Source organism: Stakelama pacifica (assembly GCF_004361835.1).
GTDB classification, from domain to species: domain Bacteria; phylum Pseudomonadota; class Alphaproteobacteria; order Sphingomonadales; family Sphingomonadaceae; genus Sphingomonas; species Sphingomonas pacifica.
Map to the genome: position 1 here is coordinate 531,494 of NZ_SNWD01000002.1, position 22,586 is coordinate 554,079.

The window sequence follows — 22,586 nt, forward strand, 5'->3', positions numbered from 1 at the left end:
GCGCTATAGCGCAGACATAGTGCTCATCATCGTCGGTCGCGGCCCGCCATGCCGCCGATTGCCGCCGTGCGCCGCCTTCGCATCCTCAAACACCGCAACTGCTACGCCGCCGCACGATAGCGAGCCAACCGAGGGCTCCCCAACCTCGTCATCAATAGCGCTCCAGAACGGTCCGTTCGCTGGCGAAGCGCTCAAATACTCACTATGGCCCACAGCCACTTTATGAGTTGGAAGTATGGACATACTGATTTATGCCTCTCCTCATATTGTCCATGCGGAGGGGTGTCATGGCGAAGTCGCCCGATGAAAAAACGGTGCAAATCAAAGTGTCACCGGAACTGAAAAAGGAAATCCACCGCTCTGCCTTGGAGCGGGACGAAACGGTTCGCACCTTTATCCTGAAGGCGCTGAAAGGTCGCGGCATCGCCGTTTCGGATGGCGATCTTGTCGACCGCCGCAAGGCGGCGATACGATGAACGAGGCAAATTCCCCTGCCGTCAACGCGTCCGTCATCGACCTCTTCTGCGGTGCGGGTGGGCTCTCACACGGTTTCAGGAAAGAAGAGTTCAAGCTGGCGGCCGGCATCGATATCGACGAGGCGTGTCGTTTTCCATACGAGCAAAACAACGGTGCGCCGTTCTTGCGCAAGGACGTCGCAAATCTGACGGCGAAGGAGATCGACGCCCTCTTCCTTCCGGGGGCAAAGCGCGTGCTCGTCGGTTGCGCGCCCTGTCAGCCGTTTTCGACGTATAACCAGAAGAACGAAGACCCGAACTGGAAGCTGCTACACGCTTTCGGGGACATCATTGAGGCGTCGTTGCCCGACGTCGTTTCGATGGAGAACGTCCCGCGTCTGCTCGCTTTCCGGGGCGGGGCCGTGTTCAACGCCTTCGTAGCGAAGTTGCGGGCGTCGGACTATCACGTCGTTTGGGACGTGCTTTACGGACCGGATTTCGGACTAGCGCAGACCCGCTCGCGATTGGTGCTACTCGCGTCGCGGCTCGGCCCGATATCGTTGCCGACGCCGACGCATGATGCCGAAAATCACCGCACCGTCCGCGAAGAGATCGGGGCGCTGCCTTCGTTGGCGCACGGCGAAGTCGACGATGACGACCCGCTTCATCGCGCCAGTCGCCTTTCCGAGACGAACGCGCGCCGCATCGCTTCGGCCAAACCCGGCGGCACTTGGCGTGATTGGGATGACGATCTTGTTGCCGACTGCCACAAGGTGGAATCCGGCAAAGGGTATTCGTCCGTTTACGGCCGCATGAGTTGGACTGCGCCGTCGCCGACGATCACGACGCAATTCTACGGGTTCGGCAATGGCCGGTTCGGACACCCCGAGCAAAACCGGGCACTGACCCTCCGTGAGGGAGCATTGCTCCAAGGTTTTCCGCGCGAGTATCAATTCGCCCGGCCTGGAGAAGCGATCCATTTCAAACGAATCGGAAGGCTCATCGGCAACGCGGTGCCCGTCCACCTGGCCAGCGCGATCGCACGCGCGGTCAAAGCGCATCTGGAGACCGTGCAATGAGTGGTCCGCGCGAACTCGTGATGACGATCAGCCTCAATGCCTTGGAGCATTTGGGGATCAACCTCTACAGCAACATCCCGGCCGTTCTGTCGGAAATCGTGGCCAACGCTTGGGATGCCGATGCGGAAACCGTGACGGTCACGATCGACAAGGCTGCGGAGACCATAACGATTGAGGATGACGGGACGGGAATGGACCGCGACGGCGTGATCGACCGCTTTCTGACGGTCGGATTCAAGCGGCGCGACAAGCTCGGGAGCAAGACCGCCAAAGGCCGTAGTCCGATGGGGCGCAAGGGCATCGGGAAGCTCTCGATTTTCTCGATCGCGCAGGTGGCGGAAGTCTTTACGATCGTCGACGGCCAAAAGACCGCCTTTCGCATGGACCGCGACGTGATCCGCAAAGCGATCGCAGGGACCGGCCAAAACAGCTATAAGCCTGACGAACTCACCGATTGGCCGAAAGACCTGAAGGCCGGCACGCGGATCGTGTTATCGAAAATCTCGAAATCGCTTTCCGGCATGACCGTTGAAGGATTGAAGCGGCGGGTCGCCCGCCGTTTTGCGGTGATCGGGCCGAAAAACGGCTTTAGCGTCACCGTCAACGGCAGCGCGATCGGCCCGGAAGACAGAGCTTATCACCATGCCCTGCAATACCTTTGGACTTACGGCGATCAGAAGGATTTCGCGAAGCTCTGTAAGAACCTGGATCGACCGGCCGACGACCGATCGGCGGCGGTAAAGGCGGCGCTCGCGAAGGCGGGCTTATCACTCACAGGTTGGATCGGCACGGTCTCAAAACCCGATCAACTGAAAGACGAAGACGGGGATAATCTCAATCGCCTGGCCGTCTTCATGCGCGGTAAGATGGCGCAGGAAGACATTCTCGACGAGTTCGGCCAGAAAGAAATCTACGCCGATTACCTCATCGGTGAGTTGCACTGCGAACAGCTCGATCTCGACGACGAAGGCGATATCGCCACCAGCAGTCGTCAATCGCTCAAGCAGGATGATCCGCGCTTCGAGGCATTGCGTGCCATCGTGCTAGCTGAACTTCGCAATATCGCGGGTCGTTGGAGCGAATGGCGTCGTTCAGACGGAGCGAAGGTGGCCGCCACCGTACCGGCCGTCTCCGATTGGCTCGGACAATTGAAAGGCGACACCAAAAAGAAAGCGGAGCGTTGGATCGGGCGGTTGAACACGATCCGATCGAACGACGAAGGCGACAGGAAGGAGCTTCTAAAGGCTTCAATCCTAGCTTTCGAAAGCTACCGTCGCAAAGAGGAACTCGATCGTCTCGACGGCCTCAAGGACGAAAGCATTGAGCACGTACTAGAGATATTTAAAAACATAGATGATCTCGAACTCAGTTATTACGGGCAGATCGTGAAGCTGCGGATCGGCGTGATTCGGACGCTTCAGGACAAACTCAAGAAGAACGACAAAGAACTCGTTCTTCGAGATTATATATTCGACCATCTTTGGCTGCTCGATCCAGCTTGGGAACGCGCGAAGGGTAGCGAGCACGCGGAAACGCTCGTTCAGAAGTTCCTCAATGACAATACGGCGAAGCTGACAGGGAAAGCCAAAACAGGCAGGATCGATATCGGCTATCGAACGACGGGGGGCAAACACGTCATCGTCGAGCTTAAGCGAGCGTCGGTCGCGACGCCTGTCGACGAACTCGCCCGGCAAATTCGCACCTACAGGGACGGTGCGAAGAAGATTCTCGAAAAGACGACCTACAAGAATTGGCCGATCGAGATCATCTGCCTGTTAGGCAAGCCTCCGCCGGAGTGGAGCGACGCCAGCGGAACCGGTCCAACGGGAGTTGCGGAGACGCTGAAGACGGTCGACGCTCGGATCGTGTTTTACGACGAGCTTCTGACTAACGCTGAAAGCGCGTACGCGGATTATCTCGAGGAACATATCAAGGTAGACAAGCTGTGGGGCGTTTTCGAAGCGATCGATGACTTCACGCCGCCCGCCAAACCTTGACGATCCGGTCGATCCGACCCGAAGTCGCATCATGCGTTCGGTCCGACGAGCGCACACCGGGCCGGAATTGGTCGTTCGCAAGCTTCTGCATGGGCTTGGACTTCGTTTCAGACTCCAGCGTCGTGGATTGCCGGGCACTCCTGATATCGTATTGCCGAAGCATAAGACGGCGATCTTCGTTCACGGCTGTTTCTGGCACCGCCATCCCGGTTGCGGCAAGGCAACCATGCCGAAGACGCGCGTCGAATTTTGGAGCGAGAAATTCGACCGCAATGTTCAGAGAGATGTAGATAAGGAGCAAGCGCTCGTCGATGCTGGCTGGCGTGTATTGACGGTTTGGGAATGCGAAACCCGGTCGATCGAGACGCTCACGGAAAAGCTGCAAAGCGCGTTCGTCCCACGATAGGCTGGACGGCATCGGTCAACACAAGGGTTCTTCTCGGTGCTGAGTGACAGGCATTGTCGCCACGGAATTGACCCGGCGAAGAGGCAGTTTCGACCGGGGGTTCTAATCGGCAGAATATGACGTAGTACGGCGGCGCAATCATAGCGCTACAGCGTAGACGTAGTGCTCATCTTCATCGGGCGTGGCCCGCCATATCGCCGTCAGCCGCCATTTGCCGACGCTTCATACTTCTCAGCCGCAGCAGCTACGCTCAGCCTTAACGGTGGCGACCCGGGCAGCTTGGAAGAGCAAGTTACCCCGGCGAAGATAACCGACATTCGGCCTGGCCAAGGCAATGATGTAACCCACCCGCATGCTCACCGTCCTCCGGCTACGGAAAATTCCGCACACCCTAGGCGACGATTGTCCTGAAAATATAGGCCGCGAGCAGGACGAGATGGACTGCGCCTTGTAGGATCGTCGTCCTGCCTGTCCCAAAGGATAGCATGGCGACCATCAGAGACACGGCGAGGAGCGTGATCCCCGTCTGATCGAGGCCGAGTGAGAGCGGCCAGCGCATGATCAGGGCCGCGGCGGCGACCGTGGGGATGGTGAGACCAATCGTTGCCAGCGCTGAGCCTAGGGCAAGGTTGAGGCTCGTCTGAAGGCGGTTGCGCCGCGCGGCCTGAAGCGCGGCCAGGCCTTCCGGCGCAAGTACCAACGCCGCTATCACGATGCCCACAAACCCGCGTGGGAGTGCGACAGCGGCCACCGCTTCCTCGATCGGGTGAGATAAACTCTTGGCCAAAAGGACCACGCTGCCCAGCGCGAGGAGAAGGAGTCCGAAGGAATATGCCGCTTGGCGCGTAGTCGGCGGGATCGCATGCGCCTCCGCCTTTAGGTCGCCCGAGCCCTCGGGCAGGAAATAGTCGCGATGACGAATGGTCTGTACGAATATGAAGGTGGCATAGAGCGTTGAAGAGACAAGCGCGATAAACACCAAGTGTGCCGCTGAATAGGCCGGCGCGGTCGGAGTCGCCGCGACGCTTGGCAAAACCAATACCAATGTTGCCATTGCCGCCAGCACACACAGGGCTGCATTGACACCTTCCAGAACGAAGTGCTGCTCGCGGTGCCGCACGCCGCCGACCAGCAGGCAGGCGCCGACTAGGCCGTTTAGGATGAGCATGATCGCGGCGAACACGGTGTCGCGCGGCAGCGTCGGATTCGCCGCACCGCTCAGCATCATCGAGAGAATGAGCGAGGCTTCGATGATCGTGACCGCGACGGCAAGGATCAGCGTGCCAAAGGGCTCGCCGACTCTATGGGCGACGACCTCGGCATGATGCACGGCTGCCAGGATACAGCCGACGAGAATAGCGCTCGCCGCGACCAAGCCGGCGCTTCCATAGCTGAGCGGTCGAAGCAGAAGGGACGCAAGCCCGACGGCAGGCACCCAGCGCGGCCAGTGCGGCAACACGACGCGGACTGTCTGGTTTGCGGCGCGCACTGCCAAATGTCCGGAAAAATGGGGAGCCCGAGAACCGGGCTCCCCGTCTCACATCAATAGTCCATCGCCGGCATCGGTGCGGCTTTCTCCTCCTTCGGCACTTCGGCGACGAGGGCCTCGGTGGTGATGAGGAGCGAGGCGACCGAAGCCGCATCCTGGAGCGCGGTACGCACGACCTTGGCCGGGTCGATCACGCCAGCCTGGACAAGATCCTGATACTCGCCGGTGGCCGCGTTGAAGCCCCAGTTATAATCCTCGGCTTCGAGCAGCTTGCCGACGATCCAGGCCCCGTCTTCACCGGCATTCTCGGCGATCTGCCGCGCCGGCGCACGCAGTGCGCGGCGGACGATGTCGATGCCCGACTGCTGGTCGTCGTTGGCCGCCTTAAGCCCGTCGAGCGCCTTGAGCGCGCGCAGCAGCGGGACGCCGCCACCGGGCAGGATGCCTTCCTCGACCGCGGCGCGCGTCGCGTGCAGCGCATCGTCGACCCGGTCCTTCTTCTCCTTGACCTCGACTTCGGTCGCACCGCCGACGCGGATCACGGCCACGCCGCCGGCGAGCTTGGCCAGCCGCTCATGCAGCTTCTCGCGGTCATAGTCGGAGGTGGTCGTCTCGATCTGCTGGCGGATCTGCGCGACGCGGCCGTCGATGTCGGCCTTGGTGCCGAGGCCGTCGATGATCGTCGTGTTGTCCTTGTCGATCGTGACCTTCTTGGCGCGGCCGAGCATGTCGATCGTGACGTTCTCGAGCTTGGTGCCAAGTTCCTCGCTGACGACATTGCCGCCGGTGAGGATGGCGATATCCTCGAGCATCGCCTTGCGGCGATCGCCGAAACCTGGCGCCTTGACCGCAGCGATCTTGAGGCCGCCACGAAGCTTGTTGACGACCAGTGTCGCCAGCGCCTCGCCCTCGACATCCTCGGCGATGATCAGCAGCGGCCGACCCGACTGGACGACCTTTTCGAGCAGCGGCACCAGCGCCTGCAGATTCGACAGCTTCTTCTCGTGGATCAGCATGTAGGGATCATCCAGTTCCACCTTGAGCTTCTCGGCATTGGTGATGAAGTAGGGCGAGAGATAGCCACGGTCGAACTGCATGCCTTCGACCGTCTCGAGCTCGGTCGCGAGGCTCTTGGCCTCCTCGACCGTGATCACCCCCTCGTTGCCGACCTTCTCCATCGCTTCGGCGAGGATGCGGCCGACCTCTTCGTCGCCATTGGCCGAGATCGTCGCGACCTGCGCGATCTCGCTGTTGGCGCTCACCTTTCGCGCATGGGCTTCGAGGTCGGCCACCACGGTGTTGACGGCAAGATCGATGCCGCGCTTGATGTCCATCGGGTTCATGCCGGCGGCAACCGCCTTGGAGCCTTCGCGCACGATCGCCTGGGCGAGAACGGTGGCAGTCGTGGTGCCGTCGCCGGCCTTGTCGTTCTGCTTGCTGGCGACCTCGCGCAGCATCTGCGCGCCCATATTTTCGAACTTGTCGGCGAGCTCGATTTCCTTGGCGACGGTCACGCCGTCCTTGGTGATGCGCGGAGCGCCGAAGCTCTTCTCGATAACGACGTTGCGGCCCTTGGGACCGAGCGTCACCTTGACCGCGTTCGCGAGCGTATCCACGCCGCGCAGCATGCGATCACGGGCGTCCGAGGCAAACTTGACTTCCTTTGCAGCCATCGCTGCTACTCCTTTCTATGTCCTTCCTGAGTGTTCGAGGGATAAGGGTGGTCGATTAGGCCGCCTGCTTGAGCGGCACGACGTTGTCGATCACGCCGAGGATATCGCTCTCCTTCATGATGAGCAGATCCTCGCCGTCGATCTTGACCTCGGTGCCCGACCATTTGCCGAACAGGATCCGGTCGCCGGCCTTCACGGACAGCTCGACAAGCGTGCCGTTGTCGTCGCGGGCACCCGGCCCGACGGCGACGACCTCGCCTTCCTGCGGCTTTTCCTTAGCCGTGTCCGGGATGATGATGCCGCCCGAAGTCTTCTCCTCGGCTTCGATGCGGCGGACGACCACACGGTCGTGCAAGGGGCGGAAATGCATGGCAAAACCTCCAGATGCAAAACATGATGTGACAATCCCGACGTTCCTCCGAACGCCAGGTTTGCAAACTTAATAAAGGCGATTTTCTCGTTCAAGGGATTTTTGGCACTCGCAGACACTGAGTGCCAAGCCGCTGGTGCTACGGACCACTCTGTTCCCCTAAGAAGCCCTTGACGCTTGTGGTTGCAGAACCAAAATTTGTGGGCGCCGCGCATCGACCGCCGCGGTCTTGGAAAGAGCGACAAAGGAAAGGAGTGTTGGCCATGTCGCAGCCCTACGCGCGTTTTCTTCATCCCTTCGATGTCGCGCGCCACCCGGACCTGGAACCGGAAGTGAAGCGCGCCATTCTCGCATCCTGGGCATCCGACCGGTCTGCGGTGCGGGATCAGCCGGCGCTTCGCAAGCCGCCGGGCGCGAACCGCGCCGTACCGATCGATGACGTGCTTGCCGCCATGCGCGCGCTCGACGAGAATCGCGATTCGAGAAGCCAGCTCCAATGAGCGATCGCGCTTTCCTCGCGCAGCTGCAGGGCTACGGGCTGACGACCGCGGAGGTCCACTACTACCGGCCTGACGCGCCATCGCTGTTGCAGCTCTTCGTCTGGCAGGAATATGACCTCGCGCCCGACTTCCCGGTGCTGTTCGACTTCCTCGACCATTGGCGGCGCGAGATCGAGGCGGCGCTGCACTCGGTGCAGATCGCGCACGACCAACTGATCCGTCCCACGGAATGGCGCGCCGTTGATGGGGTTATCAGGCTGCAATGACGAGAGGGCCGCTGCGAAGGTGGCGCGAGCGTGGCGGCCGCCGCGTCCATATTGCCTTGCCGTTCGACGATATCATGGAATTCGCGCTCGCGCTGCTGTCGGTGCCGCCGGAGGATCTGGAAGAGCTCGGCTGGAGTTTTGCCGATCGCAAGCGGCTGCTCGATCATTTCCTGCGCTCAGGCAAGGCCGCGCAGGGACACGCGCCCGATCGTCTCGGAGCCATGCCGATCAAACTCAGCCTGCCGCAGCGCGACGTCGATCGGCTGCAGCACTTCGCCCGCCGCGAGCTTCCTAAGGCGGCCAGCAGCGCCGGCGTGATTGACCGCGTTCTCGCCGCGCTGGATCGGGCATCGCATCGACAGCGCAGGTGAAACCAGGAAGGCCCGGGAGTGATTGCTCCTCCCGGGCCATCGCTCAAACGGTATTTGCTGGTGATGCCGGCTTGCCATGATCGGCTAGGGCTCGAACCGGCCCGCGTGCCGGTGGGTCGCAGTCATCGGAGCTGCGCGAAACGACCTTTGGCTGCTGGTCCGTCCCGAGCGAGGTCACCTGGACGCTTCGGCGGCAAATGCCGTTTCCGGTGCTGGTCGAGACGAAGCGATAGCTCACGGTTCCTGACGGTAAGTTGCCGAACGCAGCCCGGTCCAGCGTTACGCCTCTGGCCGCTGCGGCTTCCAGCATCCGCGCCTGGCGAAACATCGCATCCATCTGCCGATCCATGTCGGCGGCAATCCGGTCGAATAGTAGGAACGGCGCGGCCATCGCCGGATCGGAAAGCCGGACCGGCACCAACCTCGTTGCCCGCTGGACGGTGACCTCGGGCGCGACATCGCCCTGGTACTCAATCCGGGCAAGCGAGCCGTCGGGGAGGTCGACGGTGATGACCTTGTTGTCATTTGCGGCCGCCATAGCCGTCCCTGCGGTGGCGATTGCCGCCGCGCCGGCCAAGACGGCTGTACGAAGGATTTTTCGCATCATTCGTCCTTTCTTGCTGGTTGGTGGTTGAGAAAAGCTATCCGGCCAGACTCGACCTTGGATGACAATCAAGCTCTGCCGCAGCGATCGGATAGGCACCGCAGCAACGCGCATGCGGACCTGTCGGCCAGCAGCACAGCACTGGCGCGGGCTCCCCCGGCAGGCGAGCGTGAAGCGGGCGCTGGCCATGCCGTTCTCCCTGGACCGAGAAATCCAATCCTTGCCGCCGGCAATAGTTCGCTGCCGCCTCGAGGTCAGGGAAGCACAGCTCGATCGTCTCGAGCGGATCGCCGCCGCCGGTCCACCCGGTCAGCGGATCCGCCACGGGCCGCCAGCGCGGCGCGAAACGAACTCGCCACTGTCCGCGCTGGCCCCGCCCGCCCTGGTTGGTCGCAAGCGGCACTGGTTCGATCATGGCCCGGGCATCAAGGGGCAGCGCGCTCGACGCGCATGGTCCGGCGTGATTGTCGTTGGCGAATGGCCCGGAACCGAGGTTCCGGGCCAAGCCTTCACGCTGCCTTGCCATTGACGGGGATGCGGCGGACATTTTCATTCGCTGCCTCCGTCTTCGGCAGGGTGACGGTGAGTACGCCGTTTTTGAACGTCGCGTTCGCCTGGTCGCGATCGACACCCTTGGGCAGGCCGATACGCCGTTCAAAGCGGCCGTAACTGCGCTCGGTATAGCCACGATCCTTGTCTTCGACCTCGGAACGCTTTTCACCGCGCAGCGTCAGCGCACCGTCTTCGACGGTAATCTCCACGTCCTTCTCGTCGAGGCCCGGCAGTTCCGCCGTGACGCGGATTTCCTTGTCGGTCTCGCCGAGCTCGAGGTTGGGCCAGGATAGGTTGCGGTCGAAGCCGCCGAGCGCCGGCACGCCGAAGCCGCGGAACACGTCGTCGAACAGCCGGTTCACCTCGCGGTGAAGCGACAGCAACGGATGATCGCCCCGATCGCGCTCGGCGCTGACCGGAACAGGGAGCCGGTTCTCCTGCCGGCTCCAGGGAATCAGATCACGAATAGCCATGATATCATCTCCTTTCTGGCTAGAGAGTTGGGGGATGGCTCGCCGCCACTGGACGGCGAGCCAAGCGGTCGTGCTCAGGCGGCCTGACGATTCTCGTCCTTCGGCGCCTCGATACGATCATTGGCAGGCGTGCTGCCGCTGATCTCGATCTTGCGCGGCTTCATCGCCTCGGGAACGATCTTCTGCAGATCGATCCTGAGCAGGCCATTGTCGAAGCCGGCCGAGCGAACCTCGACGAAGTCGGCAAGCTGGAAACGCCGTTCGAATGGACGCGCCGCGATGCCGCGGTGCAGATACTGCCCCTCGTCCTTGTCCTCGGCACGCTTGCCGGTGACGGTGAGCTGGTTCTGCTGGGCCACCACCTCGATCTCGTCGGGGCGGAAGCCGGCGACCGCGAGCGTGATGCGGTAGCTGTCCTCGCCCTGCCGTTCGATATCGAAGGGGGGATAGCCGTCCACGCCGTCCCCGCGCATGCCGGTTTCAAGCAGATCGAACAGACGGTCGAAGCCGACCGTGGAGCGCCTGTAGGGCGCAAAGTCAAAAGCAGTTCTCATCTCCAAATCCTCCTTATGAAGCAATCTGGGCATGAGATGCGCCGGAGAGAGCCGACGCTCTCAATGTCCAACCGGACCCGGTTTCCAGCGTCCGGCGACAAAAAGTTAGGAGCCTGTCACGGGCTTTCAAGAGGGGGTCGAGCCCCTTGTTCATACACGGTAATTTGATCGCCCGCACCGCCTCCGGAGGGTTGAAATTCCGGAGGCGAATACAAGATTTCCGCTCGCGGACCGGGCCCCTCTGACGGCGGCTGTTCAGCCGCCGTGATGTCGGACCGCATCGAGCGCGCTCGGTGCAGGATCGTATGGGCTTCGTATCGAAGCCACCGAGTGCCTCATTGACCTGAAAGCAATGGAGTGAGGCATGAATAGAAATTTTGACCCAATTACCTATCCGCCGCCTTCACCGGCGCGCGCTAGCGGCGCAGCCATCTATGACGAAGGCCTTCGCCGGCACATGCTCGGCGTCTATCGCAACATGGCGCTGGGCCTCGGCATCACGGCGCTTGTCGCGCTGCTGATCGCAAGCACACCCGTGCTGTATCAGCCGATCTTCGGCACGCCGCTCAAATGGGTGGCGATCTTCGCGCCGCTGGCGTTCGTGCTGTTCTTCTCCTTCCGCGTCGAGCGGATGACGACAGCCCAGGCGCGCGCAGCCTTCTATGCCTTCGCGGGCGTAATGGGCGTATCGATGGCGAGCATCTTCCTCGTCTTCACCGGGACCAGCATCGCGCTCGCCTTCTTCAGCGCGGCGGCGGTGTTCGCAGGCATGAGCCTGTGGGGCTATACGACCAACGTCGACCTGTCCCGCTGGTCCACGTTCCTGATGGTCGGCCTGATCGGCGTGGTCATCGCCAGCATCGTCAACCTGTTCGTCGGCTCCTCGACGCTCCAGCTCGTCTTCTCGATCGCCGGCGTGCTGGTGTTCACGGGGCTCACCGCCTGGGACACCCAGCGCCTGAAGAGCGAGTATCTGGCCTATGCCGGGTCCGAGCGCGCGGACAAGCTGGCGGTGATGGGCGCGCTGTCGCTCTATCTCAACCTCATCAATCTGTTCCAGCTGCTGCTGAGCCTGTTCGGGCAGCGCGAGGAATAACGGGGAGGCGAAGCGATGACGAGTATATCGGCTACGTTTTCCGATGCCGGTGCGGGCAGCGAGGCCCGCACCGGCGCTCCGCTGCTCAGCCGCAACTGGGGATGGTTTGTGGTCCGCGGCGTTCTCGCCCTGATCCTGGGCACCGTCGCATTCCTGTTTCCGTTGAGTGCGCTGTTCGCCTTCACCATGGTGTTCGCCGCCTATGCCGGTGCCGATGGCCTGCTCTCGACGATCGCGGGCGTGCGCGGCGCGACCCACAAGGAAGAGCGCTGGTGGGCGCTGATCGTGCGCGGCATCATCGGCATCGCGGTCGCGGCCTTGTTCGTGGCCGTGCCCTTTGTGGCGACGATCAGCTATGCTCTGGCGACGCTTGGCATACTGAGCGCGTGGGCCATCCTCACCGGCCTGTTGGAGATCGCCGCCACGATCCCCCTGCGCAAGGAGATCGAAGGCGAGTGGCTGCTCGGGCTGTCGGGTGTGCTCTCGATATTGCTCGGGCTCGCGGTGCCGGTGGCGCTCTATGTGAATCCACCCGCCACGATCCTGTCGGTCGCATGGGTGATCGCCATCTACGCTGTCATCGCCGGTGTGGTGCTGATCGGATTCGGGTTGAGGCTCCGCCAGCGGCGGAAAGAGCCGAAAGGACAGACGGTATGACGCGCGAAGACGTGATCGCGATCGCCGGATCGCTGGAGGACCGCTTTGTCGTCGAGATATTGGAGGCCGGCGGTGATCGGGCGGATCTGATCGAGGCCGTCGCACGGGTTCGCGGCGATGCGCTGGACTTCCCGGCGTCGCCGCGCCCGATGTCCCCGATCGTGTCTCGACTGTGCGAGATCATCGAAACCGCCGACACAGCGGTCGCAGACCCGCTTGAGTGGGAGGATGGCCGCCCGTGAGCCCACGCGACCTGGGCCCGCATCCGCCGCGCGGCTGGTTGGCCTTGCTGGTGGCGATCGGCCTCGCCTCGGGCGTGGCCGGCGGCGCGGGGGTGGTCTGGCTCAACTCCGACCGTGGAACGATAACTGCGCCGGAAAACACACGGGTCTCCGTCGACGCCGTCCCGCTTAATCGGCTGACCGTCGCACCGCTGGTCGAGCGTGTCGCGCCCGCTGTGGTGAACATCGCGGTGCTGCAAGCGTCGCCCTATGCGCAGAACCCGCTGCTGCGCGATCCTTATTATCGCTTCTTCCTCGGCGTGCCCGACGAGGCGCTTGCGCCGCGGATCTCGGCGGGCTCCGGGTTCGTGGTCGATGCCGCGCGCGGTCTGGTTGTCACCAACCACCATGTCGTCGAGAACGCCCGTGCCATTGCCGTTGGCATTGGTGATCGGCAGGTCGAAGCCGAGTTTCTCGGCAGCGATCCGCGCACCGACATCGCCGTGCTGCGCATTGCCGCTCGCGGATTGAAACAGCTTCCGCTCGGTGACTCTAACCGGACACAGGTAGGTGATTATGTTGTCGCCATCGGCAATCCGTTCGAAGTGGGTCAGACCGTCACGGCGGGGATCGTCAGCGGGCTGCGCGGCTCGCCCGACGGCGGTGTTCGCTACATCCAGACCGATGCACCGATCAATCCAGGGAACTCGGGCGGCCCCTTGATCAACATGCGCGGCGAGGCTGTCGGTGTGAACAGCGCGATCATCGGCCCCAATGGCGGCAATGTCGGCATCGGCCTGGCCGTGCCATCGCGCGCCGCGCGCCAGGTCGTCGAGCAAATATCCGGTGTGCGCTTGCCCAGTGGAAGCGGGTCTTAGGTCAGGAAGTCCAGCTGCGCGAAGAATCTCACGTTAGGCGATCGCGCAGGACCGTCAGGTTTACCCGCAGTCCTTCTGGCCGCCACTCGCGCTCGATAGTGCCGCCAAGCTGACCGCTGGCGAGACGCCCAAGCAAGCTGCCAAACCCATCTTCCCCGGGCTGGTCGCTCGGTGGCCCCCCGCGTTCTTGCCACGTCAGGGTGAGCCTATCTGTTTTCGCGACGCATTCGACTGTGACGGTGCCCGACGGCGACGACAACGCGCCGTATTTCGCGGCATTGGTGGCGAGCTCGTGAAGGATGAGCGCGATCGTGGTCATCGCGGTTCCAGGCAAGATCATGTCATCGCCGATGATCCTCAGCCGGTCACCGCCTCCGCCTGCACTTTCGTAGGGTGCTAGAAGCGTTTGAAGCAAGGTGTGAAGCCGCACCGGATCGTTGCTGCCAGCAACGGATTCTCCCGGCATGGTGAGGGCGTGCGCACGCGCCAGCGCGCTCAAACGCTGCTGGACGATGGAGGCCAGTTCCTGTGGGCTTGCAGCATCGCGCACGCTCATGCCGACGACGCTTGCGGCAAGCGCGAACAAGTTCTTCATTCGATGATCCATCTCGCGCAGCAACAAGCGTTGCCGCTCCTCGGCTTGCTTGCGCTCCGTGATGTCGCGCGCGATCGTGGAGGCGCCGATAACTCTGCCGTTCGCAGCGCGTAGCGGTGACACGCTGAGCGAGATTTCCACTAGACTCCCGTCCTTGCGGCGCCTGACCGTTTCATAATGACGGACGCGCTCGCCCCGGCGCAGCCGCGCCAGGATTGGCGCCTCCTCGTCCTGCCGATCGTCCGGCAGGAGCAGCATGACCGGCTTTCCGATGATCTCGGCGGCGCGATAGCCGAACAGCAGTTCCGCCCCTCTGTTCCAGCTCGTGACGGTTCCATCCAGATCTTTCGTCAGAATGGCATCGTCGGAGGACTCGACGATCGCGGCCAGGCGCTGCGCGATCTCGTCCCTTGCGCCGCGCCGCTCATAAGGCAGGCCGGGCATCGCGCCAGATCGCACGTGGCTTTCACCAAGGTCACTCATCCTCTTTTCCACTCACTCGAAGAGTGGTCGTTTCCAGGGCGTTCGCGGCCAAGATCAGCGCGGGTTTGGCGCTGCCGCCTTCGAACACTGCGCCAGCGACGCCCCTAGAGCGATGCCTGGCCAGATCGGACCGGTTTTGGGAGTTTTTGACCCGCTCCGAAGCCGCAGAGTCTGAAGTGCCACCAAGAGTCGACGCGCCAAACGTAACAAAAGCATGGTAGTCAAACAACCACCCGATTACCTGTGCCGCTGTGGTGGCTGCCGCCCGGCAGTCGCATGCCTCGCGCGGTGTAGTAACTTTGCAGGACCAGGCGTTGGCGATGAGATACGAACTTCAGTCCCCGCCGCGGATCGCCGCTCTTGCTACGACGGCGTAGTCACGGCAGTCCTATTTGGTAAGGGGAGGCAGACGGAAGTATTTGGCGCGGCCGAAATGCTTCGAACACAGCGCCGGCATACAACGACTATCGTAGCGCTATAGCGTAGGTGTAGTGCTCATCTTCATCGGGCGTGGCCCGCCATTCGCCGCCATAGTCCGCCGTTTCATACTCATGATCCGCACCCGCTACGCCGTCGTAGCAGGTTCGACGGTCAACGAGTGGGATCGGACTTGCCTGACTCGTGGCGACTTGCCGATATGTCGCGCTATCGCCTTGTCAGCCGTGATGGTCCTTCGATGACGAGGTCCATGCCATCCTCGAACGTACCCATGGCGTTGCTCAGGCTGCCTGGATAGCAATCGGCAAGAAATCCGCGCATCAGCGATTGCCGGTGGGCGGCTGACATCTTCTCCGAAACCACGATGTCGATGGTTGCTCCTCGGCTCGCCGTCAGCAACCCCTCAAGCTCGGCGATCGAACAGACACAGTAAGGATGACGCTCCAACAACGCCCGATCCAACCCGCGCTTCTCGAACTCCGTGTCCACCAATTTGTCGAGATGCTTGTAGAAAAATGGGCCGAAGCAAAACCACTCATGAAACGTGACGACGATCGGATGCACGGGGCGACCATCTGGCTTCCAGTGGGGATATCCGCCCGCGAGGGCTTCGTTAAGCGTGGCGTAAAGCTGTCCTACATTTCCAGCGAGGCGCCCAATCGCGGCAACGAACGGCGGGTCGGGCGAGATTTCGGTTTGCGAGGCGATGTCGAGGCGGCCCAGCTTGCACTCGACAAACAGCGACGCGCTTTTGTCGCCAACGATCCAGTCCACGCTTCGGCGTTCCGGTTTCCCCCAGCACGTCTCTTCGCGCAGGTCGAATACATCACGGCCGATCCGCTCTGCCACCTTGCCCACATAGTGTTCAAAGGCTTTGCCGATGGCGCTTCCGAAGCGGCGATCCGCGCGGATGAGATCAAAATAGAGACCATCGGTTAGCCGTTGGAGCAGAATCGGCGGAGCCGGGCACATCAGGGAGCGCGGATTGCCGGCATGCACCAACGGGAAAGCGCGAAGGGGATTGAAGCTGTAAGCCCAGTTCACGCCATAGCTTTGGCGCTCAACCGTTGCTGTTCGCAGATCATCGGATGAGCGGGAAATCCTGTCCGTGAGCGCCAATACGGGCGCGTGAATCGACTCTTCGGCCGCGGGAAGGAACTCGAACGCGAGTGTCGGACGTCGAAGCATCTCTTCGGCGAATAAAAGGATGAGCTGGAAAAGCTCGCCGGTGGACATCCCGAACTCTGCCTCGACCAGCGGCGCAACCAACGGGTGAGCGTAGAGCATGTGATAGCGTGCGAGCACACCGTTGGTCCGCGGTGACTGCCAAGGAAATTGCTGGAAGGCTATCCGCGACAGTTGGAGGATTATGTCGTCGGAGCGGGAGCCATGCAGTCCCCATGATTTGTCATCGAGCCGATGGATCATGCCCATGGCCTTGAACGCCGCATCTGCAGTGTTCAGGGGTTTCCCGCCTCGAGCTTGCCCGTTGAGGATCACTTCTCGCGCGAGCAGTTCCACGAGATGGCCATGAAGGCCCGCTTTCAGATTCGATTGGCCCAATCTGAGCGCATTGTTCTTCAACTGCTCGGGTAGCGGCTGGTCGAACTGCAGGTGCCGGGTGTAGAAGTAGGTCGCACCGAGACCGCTCCAAAGATTGAAGCCGCGCAGGAAATTCCGGAGGGGCTTGTAGTGAGCGTACACCAATTAAGCCGCCCGGCCGACTACCGCCGCCACGGTAGATGCCCCCATCCCCTTGACGAGCGGCACGCATTTTTGGTCGCCGTCTCGGCATGAGGCGGTCTAATTTCCCCTTTATGCATCGGCTGCCGGCCAGCGCAGTTTCCCGCGGCCGACGCGCAAGGCTTCCACGAGCCTGGTGTTGCCTGGCAACCGACCCGAGAACAGGCTGGGCTTGGGATCGACAGCCGGCTTTTTGAACGCCGCGATCCGCTGATAGTCGGGCGTCGCCAACCATGTCCGCCCATCACCCTCGTCGGTGACAATCCGATAGAGGCCGGCAGGCGGGGAAGCCGCTATGTCGAGCAGACGCTTGTAGTGTTCGACCGACCACTTCTGGATGCCGCCGCTGAGAGCTTCGGTCCGGAAGCGCGCCCACAACGCGGCGGTATCGGGTGTAGGCCAATCGCCGGCATCTGTGTACGCAGTGATCTCGTCTGACTCGAGCCAGGCCCGCATCTCGGCAGGTGTAACGAAGACAGGCTTGGCATCTTCGATCGCCGCCATGGCCGCGCGCCGTGACGGTAGGCCCGCGCGGATCAGCATCGACATCATGAACTGCGGGACGCCGGTTTCGACCGCCGCCGCAGCACCGCCCGCCACCGTGTCTGGCGACCACCCGAGAGACATGCGGCGTGTGCGGACAGCCTCCAGCGCCCAAACCAAACGGTAGGTGAAGGCCTCTTCGACCGCGCGCATGTTCTGAGGCCCAATCTTGGCCACATCCTCGCCCGACACCCAACTATGCAGGATTGCCTTCCAATTCGCAGGCAGCGCGTTGTTCTTGCCGGGGATGAACGGCCGCATGAACAAAAGCCGCTCTCCAAGGCCGCCAAGGGTCTCGACTAGTTCATCAATAATGCCGCTGAGCGCCGCTACGTCTGCGCGGTCGAGGAGTTCGGCCAACACGTCAGCCATGGCATCAATTGCGAGGCCTGCTTCCAGTCCAACACCCATGGCGAAATGACCGCGCCGGGCCGATGCGGTGGTCGTCTTCCAGATGAGATCAGCGCGCGCCTTGATTACTCGCTTGTGCAGAGGGGCTACGTCTTCGTCCTCGCGGGCGATCTGACGAGCCCAAAGCGATCCTCTGAGGGCCTCGTCCAAAAGTTTCGGCAAATCGGCCCGATCAGAATCGAGCGCTTCAATGAGACCAAACACAGTTGCGTCTAGACGTTCGACTATCTGCGACAGAGGCTCCTCTTCGATGGCCTCTTCCGCATCGTCATCATCATCTTCTCCGTCGTCGTCATGAGCGACATCGCCATCATTCTGTCTTGCAGCAGCCAAGCGCTCGGCCACAGATGCTTCCTCCTCCGGCGACCTCCAAGCTTCGCGCGCATTGGCGAGATATTCCCAGGCATCGTCGCGATCCAGTACACCTTCGCGGGACAGCCGCTCAAGAATCTCGGCGACGATCTGGATGAGGCCACTTTTCAGCGTGCGAGCTTTGGCGGAGGCAACCAGCTTGCCCCATTCTTTTTTTCGCCAGTTAATATTGTCGAATATGACGTGAACAATGAGTCCCTCGACGTCGACGAAGGCGCGTCCGGCTCGGCCGGCAACGTTCGCAAACTCTTCGCCTTTGATCTTCTCGCCGGCACGATACAACGCCGGCACCAAGAGCACGGCGGCGTTGAGATTGAGACCCTGCGAGAGCGTCGGCGATGCGACTATGACTTTCAGGACGCCCTCAGACAGCAGGGCTTCCAGCTCGCGCAAAAACGGGCTCGGCAGCCGACCGTGGTGGATGGCAACGCCCTGCTTGAGGCAGGCGACAGCGGGATGGTCCTCGCCCAGCCATTCATTGCCGACCTCCAGAGCGCGGGCGACCGACGCCTTATCCTCCAGCAGCGATTCCAGATAGCCGCGCTTGCAGAGGTCCACGACCTGTTTACCGTAGCTCTCGACCCAGTTCGCCTGCGTGGAGAAGATTAAGGTCCGCTTGCCCTGGCTGGCGAACTCCCATGCAGCGAACAAGGCGAGGTGCGAGTTCTTGCGCGGATAGGGCTTCTTCTCTTTACCCCGCGCCGATTTCTCGACGACGAATTTGTCGAGGAAAGGACCATCTTCATCCAGGTCAAGCCGCAGTAGCGCGTCCTTGCCGCGCCACGTCAGCGCACCAAACCGCTGCCGTGTAGGACGCCAGTCAGAACGCACAGGCTCGCCCGGTTCGTCGGAGCGTATCCATGCGGTGAGATCATCGAGCTCGTCGCCGCTGGGCAAGATAGCGGAGAGGCAGACGATCCGGCGTTCGCTCGCGTCCGCACGCCGAAGCAGGCGTTGCACCAGCGTCTCGTAGCGGATTTCGCGCTCGCTAGGTCCGATCATGTGGCCTTCGTCGAGCACAATCAGGCCGACATCATCGATCAGCGACGGGTCACTTCTCAGCGCGAAATCGAGCTTCTCGGGCGTCGCGATGATGATCTCACGGGTGCGCAGCGCGTCTTCATCGCCAGCCGAGAGGCCGCTGGCGCCATAAAGCGAGGAGACGCTGAACCCGAGGGGCGCAAAGGTCTTTCTGAAGGATCGCTCTGTCTGGGCGGACAGAGCGCGCAGCGGCGTCACAATCAGCACCCTGCGCTCCGACGACAGCGTCATCAGCGCGGCGATCTCCGCCACCCGCGTCTTGCCGGCGCTGGTCGGCAAAGCGACGACCAGATCGTCAGTAACGTCCGTGGAACGCTGGGCCGCTTCGCGCTGCGATGGCCATAGCTCCACCTCGGAAGTTTTTCGCGCGTAGAGCGACGAAATGAACAGCCGGCGCAGGTCCGGGTATTTTTCCTCCGTCCCCGCTGGCGGCTCCGTCGGCAGGGTCTGGTGTAGTGAATGCTGCCAGAGGTCGTCGATCAGGTGGCGGCAGAGGTTCGAAATCCACCACAGCGGCACATTCTCCGCATTGTCCGCCAGACTGACCGCTGTGGCGAGCAGCGTCCGTGCGGTCTCGATCGGCTCGGGCTCGCCCGTCTCGAGCGCGAAGTCAAAATGCGCCAGAGCCCGGCAGATTGTCGTGTTGAGGATGGTCGATAGCACCTCGTCGATGTCTGATTCTTCGCCCCGTAGCGCCTCGGCGACCTGCTCATCACCATGAGCCCCATCGTCCAACCAATCGCGAACAAAGCCACGCAACTGGCCGAGATCGCGCAGGATCAGGTGTCGAATCGCCGCTTCGCCCGGCGAGGCATTGAGGTCGTCCGCAGTCTCGTTGAAGAGCGAATAGGCAACTGCTGAGAAGCCGGCGAGGTGATAGGCGGCGGCAGCGATGGTACGGCGGAAGCCGCGATCAGGCGATTCTGGATCACCATTGCGCACCAGGGCTTCGAAGGCGTTGGCGGCACGCTCGAACGCCTTGCTGGTCAGTTCGGAAGCGCCAGCCTGAACGCGCAGGGCCATCGCGCCCCGAAGCAGGGCAAAGCCGTGCTCGGCAAGGTCGGTTTCGATCGTCGCGCCGAGGGGCGGCGCATTAGCGGGCAACACGCCATCCTCGCGCATCAGCGACCATGCGGCGCCCCGATAGAGCAGGCGCCGGAGGATGCCGTCGACGGTTGCGGTCGCCAAGAACGCGGTCAGTTCGTCAATCGTCTCCAAGGTCTTCCGCCTCCTGATACATGGCTGCGATGAAGTCCTGGTGGTCCGCGACGTGGATGTTCACGACGTAATGGTCCCGGTTGGTCCCGGTAGCGTCGAGGTCGTCCTTCAGCGAGGCGTGAGGGCCGTTGCCCGACACGGTGAAGAGCATGTGGTCGATGCGATCGGCGCGGAGGGTTTTCAGGCCCACTTCGTCGCGAAGGCTGCGACCCAGCTCATTGTCGCTCGGATCGTTGCTCTCCAGCAGGCGATTGGCGACGAACAGCAGGGAATCGGGCGTGCAGCGGCCGTTGTCGCGGTTGAGCACCTTGCGGGCGCTCGTGACCGTGGCCTTGCCGAGCACTTTGTTGCTCTTGGCTTCGCCCTTCAGGAGCCAGAGCTTCTCGCCGGCCCCATCGTAACCGGCGCCGATGAAGTCGTCGCCGCGCATGGCCATGTTGCGGCCGTCCTTGTAGCGGAGGCGGCGCACAGGGACGCGCAGGCCGATCTCCTCTTCGACCAGCTCGGTCGCGAGAATTTCACCGAGATCGCCGGAGCGGCCCTTGGGCGTCTGCGGCACCGCTTCGCTGAGGATTCTGGCGGCGACCTGGTATCCGAGCCGCTCCACGTCCTCGGCGATACGTTCGAGCCGGTCGTAGTGCGAACGGATAGTCTCGGCGAGATCATCGCGAATCTCGTCACGGCCGCCGTCCTTTTCCACATAGGTCCAGTAGCGCCTGCGCTTGTCCTTTTCTTTGGTGGACTCACACCACCGCTCGTACAGCCCCATGATTCCCCCCCCCGATCGATCATCCGAGATTTTGTTGACGCGCGCTCCGCTCTTCGCCGAGCTGCCACAGCACGTCGATAGACTGGAGGTATGCAACCACCAATTCCTCCCAATCGTCGATCAGGCCGGCGGACTCGGTCAACTTATCCCGGTTCGCCGGATCTCGATGGAATGTGCCAAATTCGACGGTCCAAGGATCGTTTTCGATAGCGTGACCGGCGATGTCCCGCACCGTATCAAACCAGTCTGATCGCTCTTTCCTTGGATCAATGCCATGGGACAGCAGCACGGTCAGCATGCCCTTGCGCTCGCCGATAAAGACCACCGGCCAAAGCAGGCCAGTCATGTGCAAGTGTTCGATCATTGGGATCACTCGGGCATCGTGATCCTCATCCCAAATGACGGCAAAGTCGTGGAATCTACCGCTATCCCGGAAGTCGCCGTCAATATAGCGCCACTGGATGCTGCGAAAAACTGAATGGTGCGTGCCGCGACCGATTTGGCCAACAGCCTCAGCCTGGTCGTACAGGCACGAGAAGAGTTGCGAATATACGGGTGGCGTCATTTTCTTGCTCCTGGTCAAGGATCATCGCGGCTTCCGCCACTGCGCCCCGGCTTTCGACCTCGGCGCAGGTCCAAGCTGTATACGAAGTTCGTCCCATAGGGAAGGAGCCACAGCCTACGGGGGCGTGGCTTTCTCTTCGCGTTTTTATAGGTCGTTGGCCGCGACCCAGGCTTCGGCCGGGCTTATCGTAGCGCTATAGCGTAAGTATAGTGCTCATCTTCATCGGTCGTGGCCCGCCATTTGCCGCCGTTACCTACCCAAACGCCGCCGCGCCCACGCCAGCTCTGAGACGCAATAGTGTGCGGGGCAGCCTTCCACGTACACTTCATGTCCACGTTGGACCCCGGGCTCGCAGCGATGCCGGGTCAGCGTGTTAGTGCCGAAGGGTGGAAAGTACGGAGGCAGTCTGCCAAATTGGTACCTCCATGATGATGACGATGAGTCCTGATGAAGCGTACTGAGGCCGAGCCGGCGATCCGACACCTGACCCACCAATGGGCAAAGGTGGCTGGCGTTGCGGTCGGCTCTGCCGAGCAGCCGTCATTTTCCGACTTCAAACGCTGGGCAGACGAGCAGGGCTATTCCAGTTACTTCTCCTTTAGATCGACGATGGGCGCGCTTGAAGATGCCGAGCGCTGGTTCGACGAGGAGTTACGCCAGACATGGCGGAACTAGGCTCAGGACTCATTGCGGCAGCCAGAAGATGACGGTTGCGGCGATGCAGATAGCTGACATGAACGTGTGGGCGCAGCGATCGTAGCGGGTGT

The 22,586-nt window shown here is 62.0% G+C and carries 23 protein-coding genes and 2 pseudogenes; 12 read left to right on the plus strand and 13 right to left on the minus strand.

The features are described 5' to 3' along the window. The first annotated feature begins 287 nt into the window (after nt 1-287). Genes EV664_RS05730 through EV664_RS05745 form a run of 4 tightly spaced genes read left to right on the plus strand, consistent with a single transcriptional unit; the run spans nt 288 to nt 3,937 of the window. A complete protein-coding gene (locus tag EV664_RS05730; RefSeq protein WP_133494689.1) occupies nt 288-476 on the plus strand; it encodes a hypothetical protein in 189 nt (62 codons plus the stop codon). Continuing rightward, entirely contained in the window at nt 473-1,534 is a 1,062-nt protein-coding gene (locus tag EV664_RS05735) for a DNA cytosine methyltransferase (RefSeq protein ID WP_133494690.1), read from the plus strand. The genes EV664_RS05730 and EV664_RS05735 overlap by 4 nt, the downstream gene beginning before the upstream one ends. Next, complete coding sequence (locus EV664_RS05740) at nt 1,531-3,531, plus strand: BbrUII/HgiDII family restriction enzyme (protein ID WP_133494691.1); 2,001 nt, start codon at nt 1,531-1,533, stop codon at nt 3,529-3,531. The genes EV664_RS05735 and EV664_RS05740 overlap by 4 nt, the downstream gene beginning before the upstream one ends. Further along, nucleotides 3,503-3,937, plus strand: coding sequence for a very short patch repair endonuclease (locus EV664_RS05745; RefSeq protein WP_133494692.1), 435 nt, complete (start codon nt 3,503-3,505; stop codon nt 3,935-3,937). The genes EV664_RS05740 and EV664_RS05745 overlap by 29 nt, the downstream gene beginning before the upstream one ends. A 391-nt stretch (nt 3,938-4,328) precedes the next feature. Here the strand turns inward: EV664_RS05745 and EV664_RS05750 are convergent, their stop codons facing one another. Genes EV664_RS05750 through groES form a run of 3 tightly spaced genes read right to left on the minus strand, consistent with a single transcriptional unit; the run spans nt 4,329 to nt 7,469 of the window. Further along, nucleotides 4,329-5,426: a calcium:cation antiporter gene (locus EV664_RS05750; protein ID WP_244923123.1), complete on the minus strand. Its 1,098-nt coding sequence runs from the start codon at nt 5,424-5,426 to the stop codon at nt 4,329-4,331. 53 nt (nt 5,427-5,479) lie between these two features. Further along, nucleotides 5,480-7,099, minus strand: a complete 1,620-nt coding sequence (gene groL / locus EV664_RS05755; RefSeq protein WP_133494693.1) for a chaperonin GroEL — start codon at nt 7,097-7,099, stop codon at nt 5,480-5,482. A 55-nt stretch (nt 7,100-7,154) separates the two neighbouring features. Then, on the minus strand, nt 7,155-7,469 hold the full coding sequence (gene groES, locus EV664_RS05760; RefSeq protein ID WP_133494694.1) for a co-chaperone GroES: 315 nt from the start codon (nt 7,467-7,469) through the stop codon (nt 7,155-7,157). 263 nt (nt 7,470-7,732) lie between these two features. Between groES and EV664_RS05765 the strand changes: the two genes are divergently transcribed. From EV664_RS05765 to EV664_RS05775, 3 genes are all read left to right on the plus strand, one after another. After that, nucleotides 7,733-7,969, plus strand: a complete 237-nt coding sequence (locus EV664_RS05765) for a hypothetical protein (RefSeq protein WP_133494695.1) — start codon at nt 7,733-7,735, stop codon at nt 7,967-7,969. Beyond that, nucleotides 7,966-8,235, plus strand: coding sequence for an usg protein (locus EV664_RS05770; RefSeq protein ID WP_133494696.1), 270 nt, complete (start codon nt 7,966-7,968; stop codon nt 8,233-8,235). Before EV664_RS05765 ends, EV664_RS05770 begins: the two co-directional genes overlap by 4 nt. A 74-nt stretch (nt 8,236-8,309) precedes the next feature. Further along, on the plus strand, nt 8,310-8,606 hold the full coding sequence (locus EV664_RS05775) for a hypothetical protein (protein ID WP_244923124.1): 297 nt from the start codon (nt 8,310-8,312) through the stop codon (nt 8,604-8,606). A 43-nt stretch (nt 8,607-8,649) separates the two neighbouring features. Here EV664_RS05775 and EV664_RS05780 read toward each other — a convergent pair whose 3' ends face one another. From EV664_RS05780 to EV664_RS05795, 4 genes and pseudogenes are all read right to left on the minus strand, one after another. Further along, complete coding sequence (locus EV664_RS05780) at nt 8,650-9,399, minus strand: hypothetical protein (protein ID WP_229668133.1); 750 nt, start codon at nt 9,397-9,399, stop codon at nt 8,650-8,652. A gap of 58 nt (nt 9,400-9,457) precedes the next feature. Then, nucleotides 9,458-9,763, minus strand: a pseudogene (locus tag EV664_RS19715) (ETC complex I subunit); the annotation flags it as partial. Beyond that, complete coding sequence (locus EV664_RS05790; protein WP_133494699.1) at nt 9,720-10,235, minus strand: Hsp20/alpha crystallin family protein; 516 nt, start codon at nt 10,233-10,235, stop codon at nt 9,720-9,722. The pseudogene EV664_RS19715 and the gene EV664_RS05790, both read right to left, overlap by 44 nt. Nucleotides 10,236-10,309: 74 nt before the next feature. After that, complete coding sequence (locus EV664_RS05795; protein WP_133494777.1) at nt 10,310-10,789, minus strand: Hsp20 family protein; 480 nt, start codon at nt 10,787-10,789, stop codon at nt 10,310-10,312. Between the two features lie 457 nt (nt 10,790-11,246). Between EV664_RS05795 and EV664_RS05800 the strand changes: the two genes are divergently transcribed. Genes EV664_RS05800 through EV664_RS05815 form a run of 4 tightly spaced genes read left to right on the plus strand, consistent with a single transcriptional unit; the run spans nt 11,247 to nt 13,641 of the window. Continuing rightward, nucleotides 11,247-11,885, plus strand: a complete 639-nt coding sequence (locus tag EV664_RS05800; RefSeq protein WP_133494778.1) for a Bax inhibitor-1/YccA family protein — start codon at nt 11,247-11,249, stop codon at nt 11,883-11,885. 15 nt (nt 11,886-11,900) lie between these two features. Beyond that, entirely contained in the window at nt 11,901-12,542 is a 642-nt protein-coding gene (locus tag EV664_RS05805) for an HdeD family acid-resistance protein (RefSeq protein WP_133494700.1), read from the plus strand. Further along, on the plus strand, nt 12,539-12,784 hold the full coding sequence (locus EV664_RS05810; RefSeq protein WP_133494701.1) for a hypothetical protein: 246 nt from the start codon (nt 12,539-12,541) through the stop codon (nt 12,782-12,784). The genes EV664_RS05805 and EV664_RS05810 overlap by 4 nt, the downstream gene beginning before the upstream one ends. After that, nucleotides 12,781-13,641, plus strand: a complete 861-nt coding sequence (locus EV664_RS05815; RefSeq protein ID WP_229668076.1) for a trypsin-like peptidase domain-containing protein — start codon at nt 12,781-12,783, stop codon at nt 13,639-13,641. Before EV664_RS05810 ends, EV664_RS05815 begins: the two co-directional genes overlap by 4 nt. A 28-nt stretch (nt 13,642-13,669) precedes the next feature. Here the strand turns inward: EV664_RS05815 and EV664_RS05820 are convergent, their stop codons facing one another. From EV664_RS05820 to EV664_RS05840, 5 genes are all read right to left on the minus strand, one after another. After that, nucleotides 13,670-14,719 carry a PAS domain S-box protein gene (locus tag EV664_RS05820; protein ID WP_133494702.1) on the minus strand — a complete coding sequence of 350 codons (1,050 nt, stop codon included), beginning with the start codon at nt 14,717-14,719 and terminating at the stop codon, nt 13,670-13,672. A gap of 645 nt (nt 14,720-15,364) precedes the next feature. Continuing rightward, nucleotides 15,365-16,861: a hypothetical protein gene (locus tag EV664_RS05825; protein WP_133494703.1), complete on the minus strand. Its 1,497-nt coding sequence runs from the start codon at nt 16,859-16,861 to the stop codon at nt 15,365-15,367. 111 nt (nt 16,862-16,972) lie between these two features. Further along, nucleotides 16,973-20,485, minus strand: coding sequence for a DEAD/DEAH box helicase (locus EV664_RS05830; protein ID WP_133494704.1), 3,513 nt, complete (start codon nt 20,483-20,485; stop codon nt 16,973-16,975). Beyond that, the gene (locus tag EV664_RS05835) at nt 20,472-21,254 is read right to left on the minus strand and encodes a HamA C-terminal domain-containing protein (protein ID WP_133494705.1); all 783 of its coding nucleotides are present in this window, start codon (nt 21,252-21,254) and stop codon (nt 20,472-20,474) included. Before EV664_RS05835 ends, EV664_RS05830 begins: the two co-directional genes overlap by 14 nt. Before the next feature lie 19 nt (nt 21,255-21,273). Then, the gene (locus tag EV664_RS05840) at nt 21,274-21,819 is read right to left on the minus strand and encodes a hypothetical protein (protein WP_133494706.1); all 546 of its coding nucleotides are present in this window, start codon (nt 21,817-21,819) and stop codon (nt 21,274-21,276) included. 447 nt (nt 21,820-22,266) lie between these two features. On the opposite strand from EV664_RS05840, the gene EV664_RS05845 reads away from it, so the two are divergent. Continuing rightward, nucleotides 22,267-22,494, plus strand: a complete 228-nt coding sequence (locus EV664_RS05845; protein ID WP_133494707.1) for a hypothetical protein — start codon at nt 22,267-22,269, stop codon at nt 22,492-22,494. Between the two features lie 9 nt (nt 22,495-22,503). Here the strand turns inward: EV664_RS05845 and EV664_RS05850 are convergent. Beyond that, nucleotides 22,504-22,586: pseudogene (locus tag EV664_RS05850) on the minus strand (IS5/IS1182 family transposase); the annotation flags it as partial.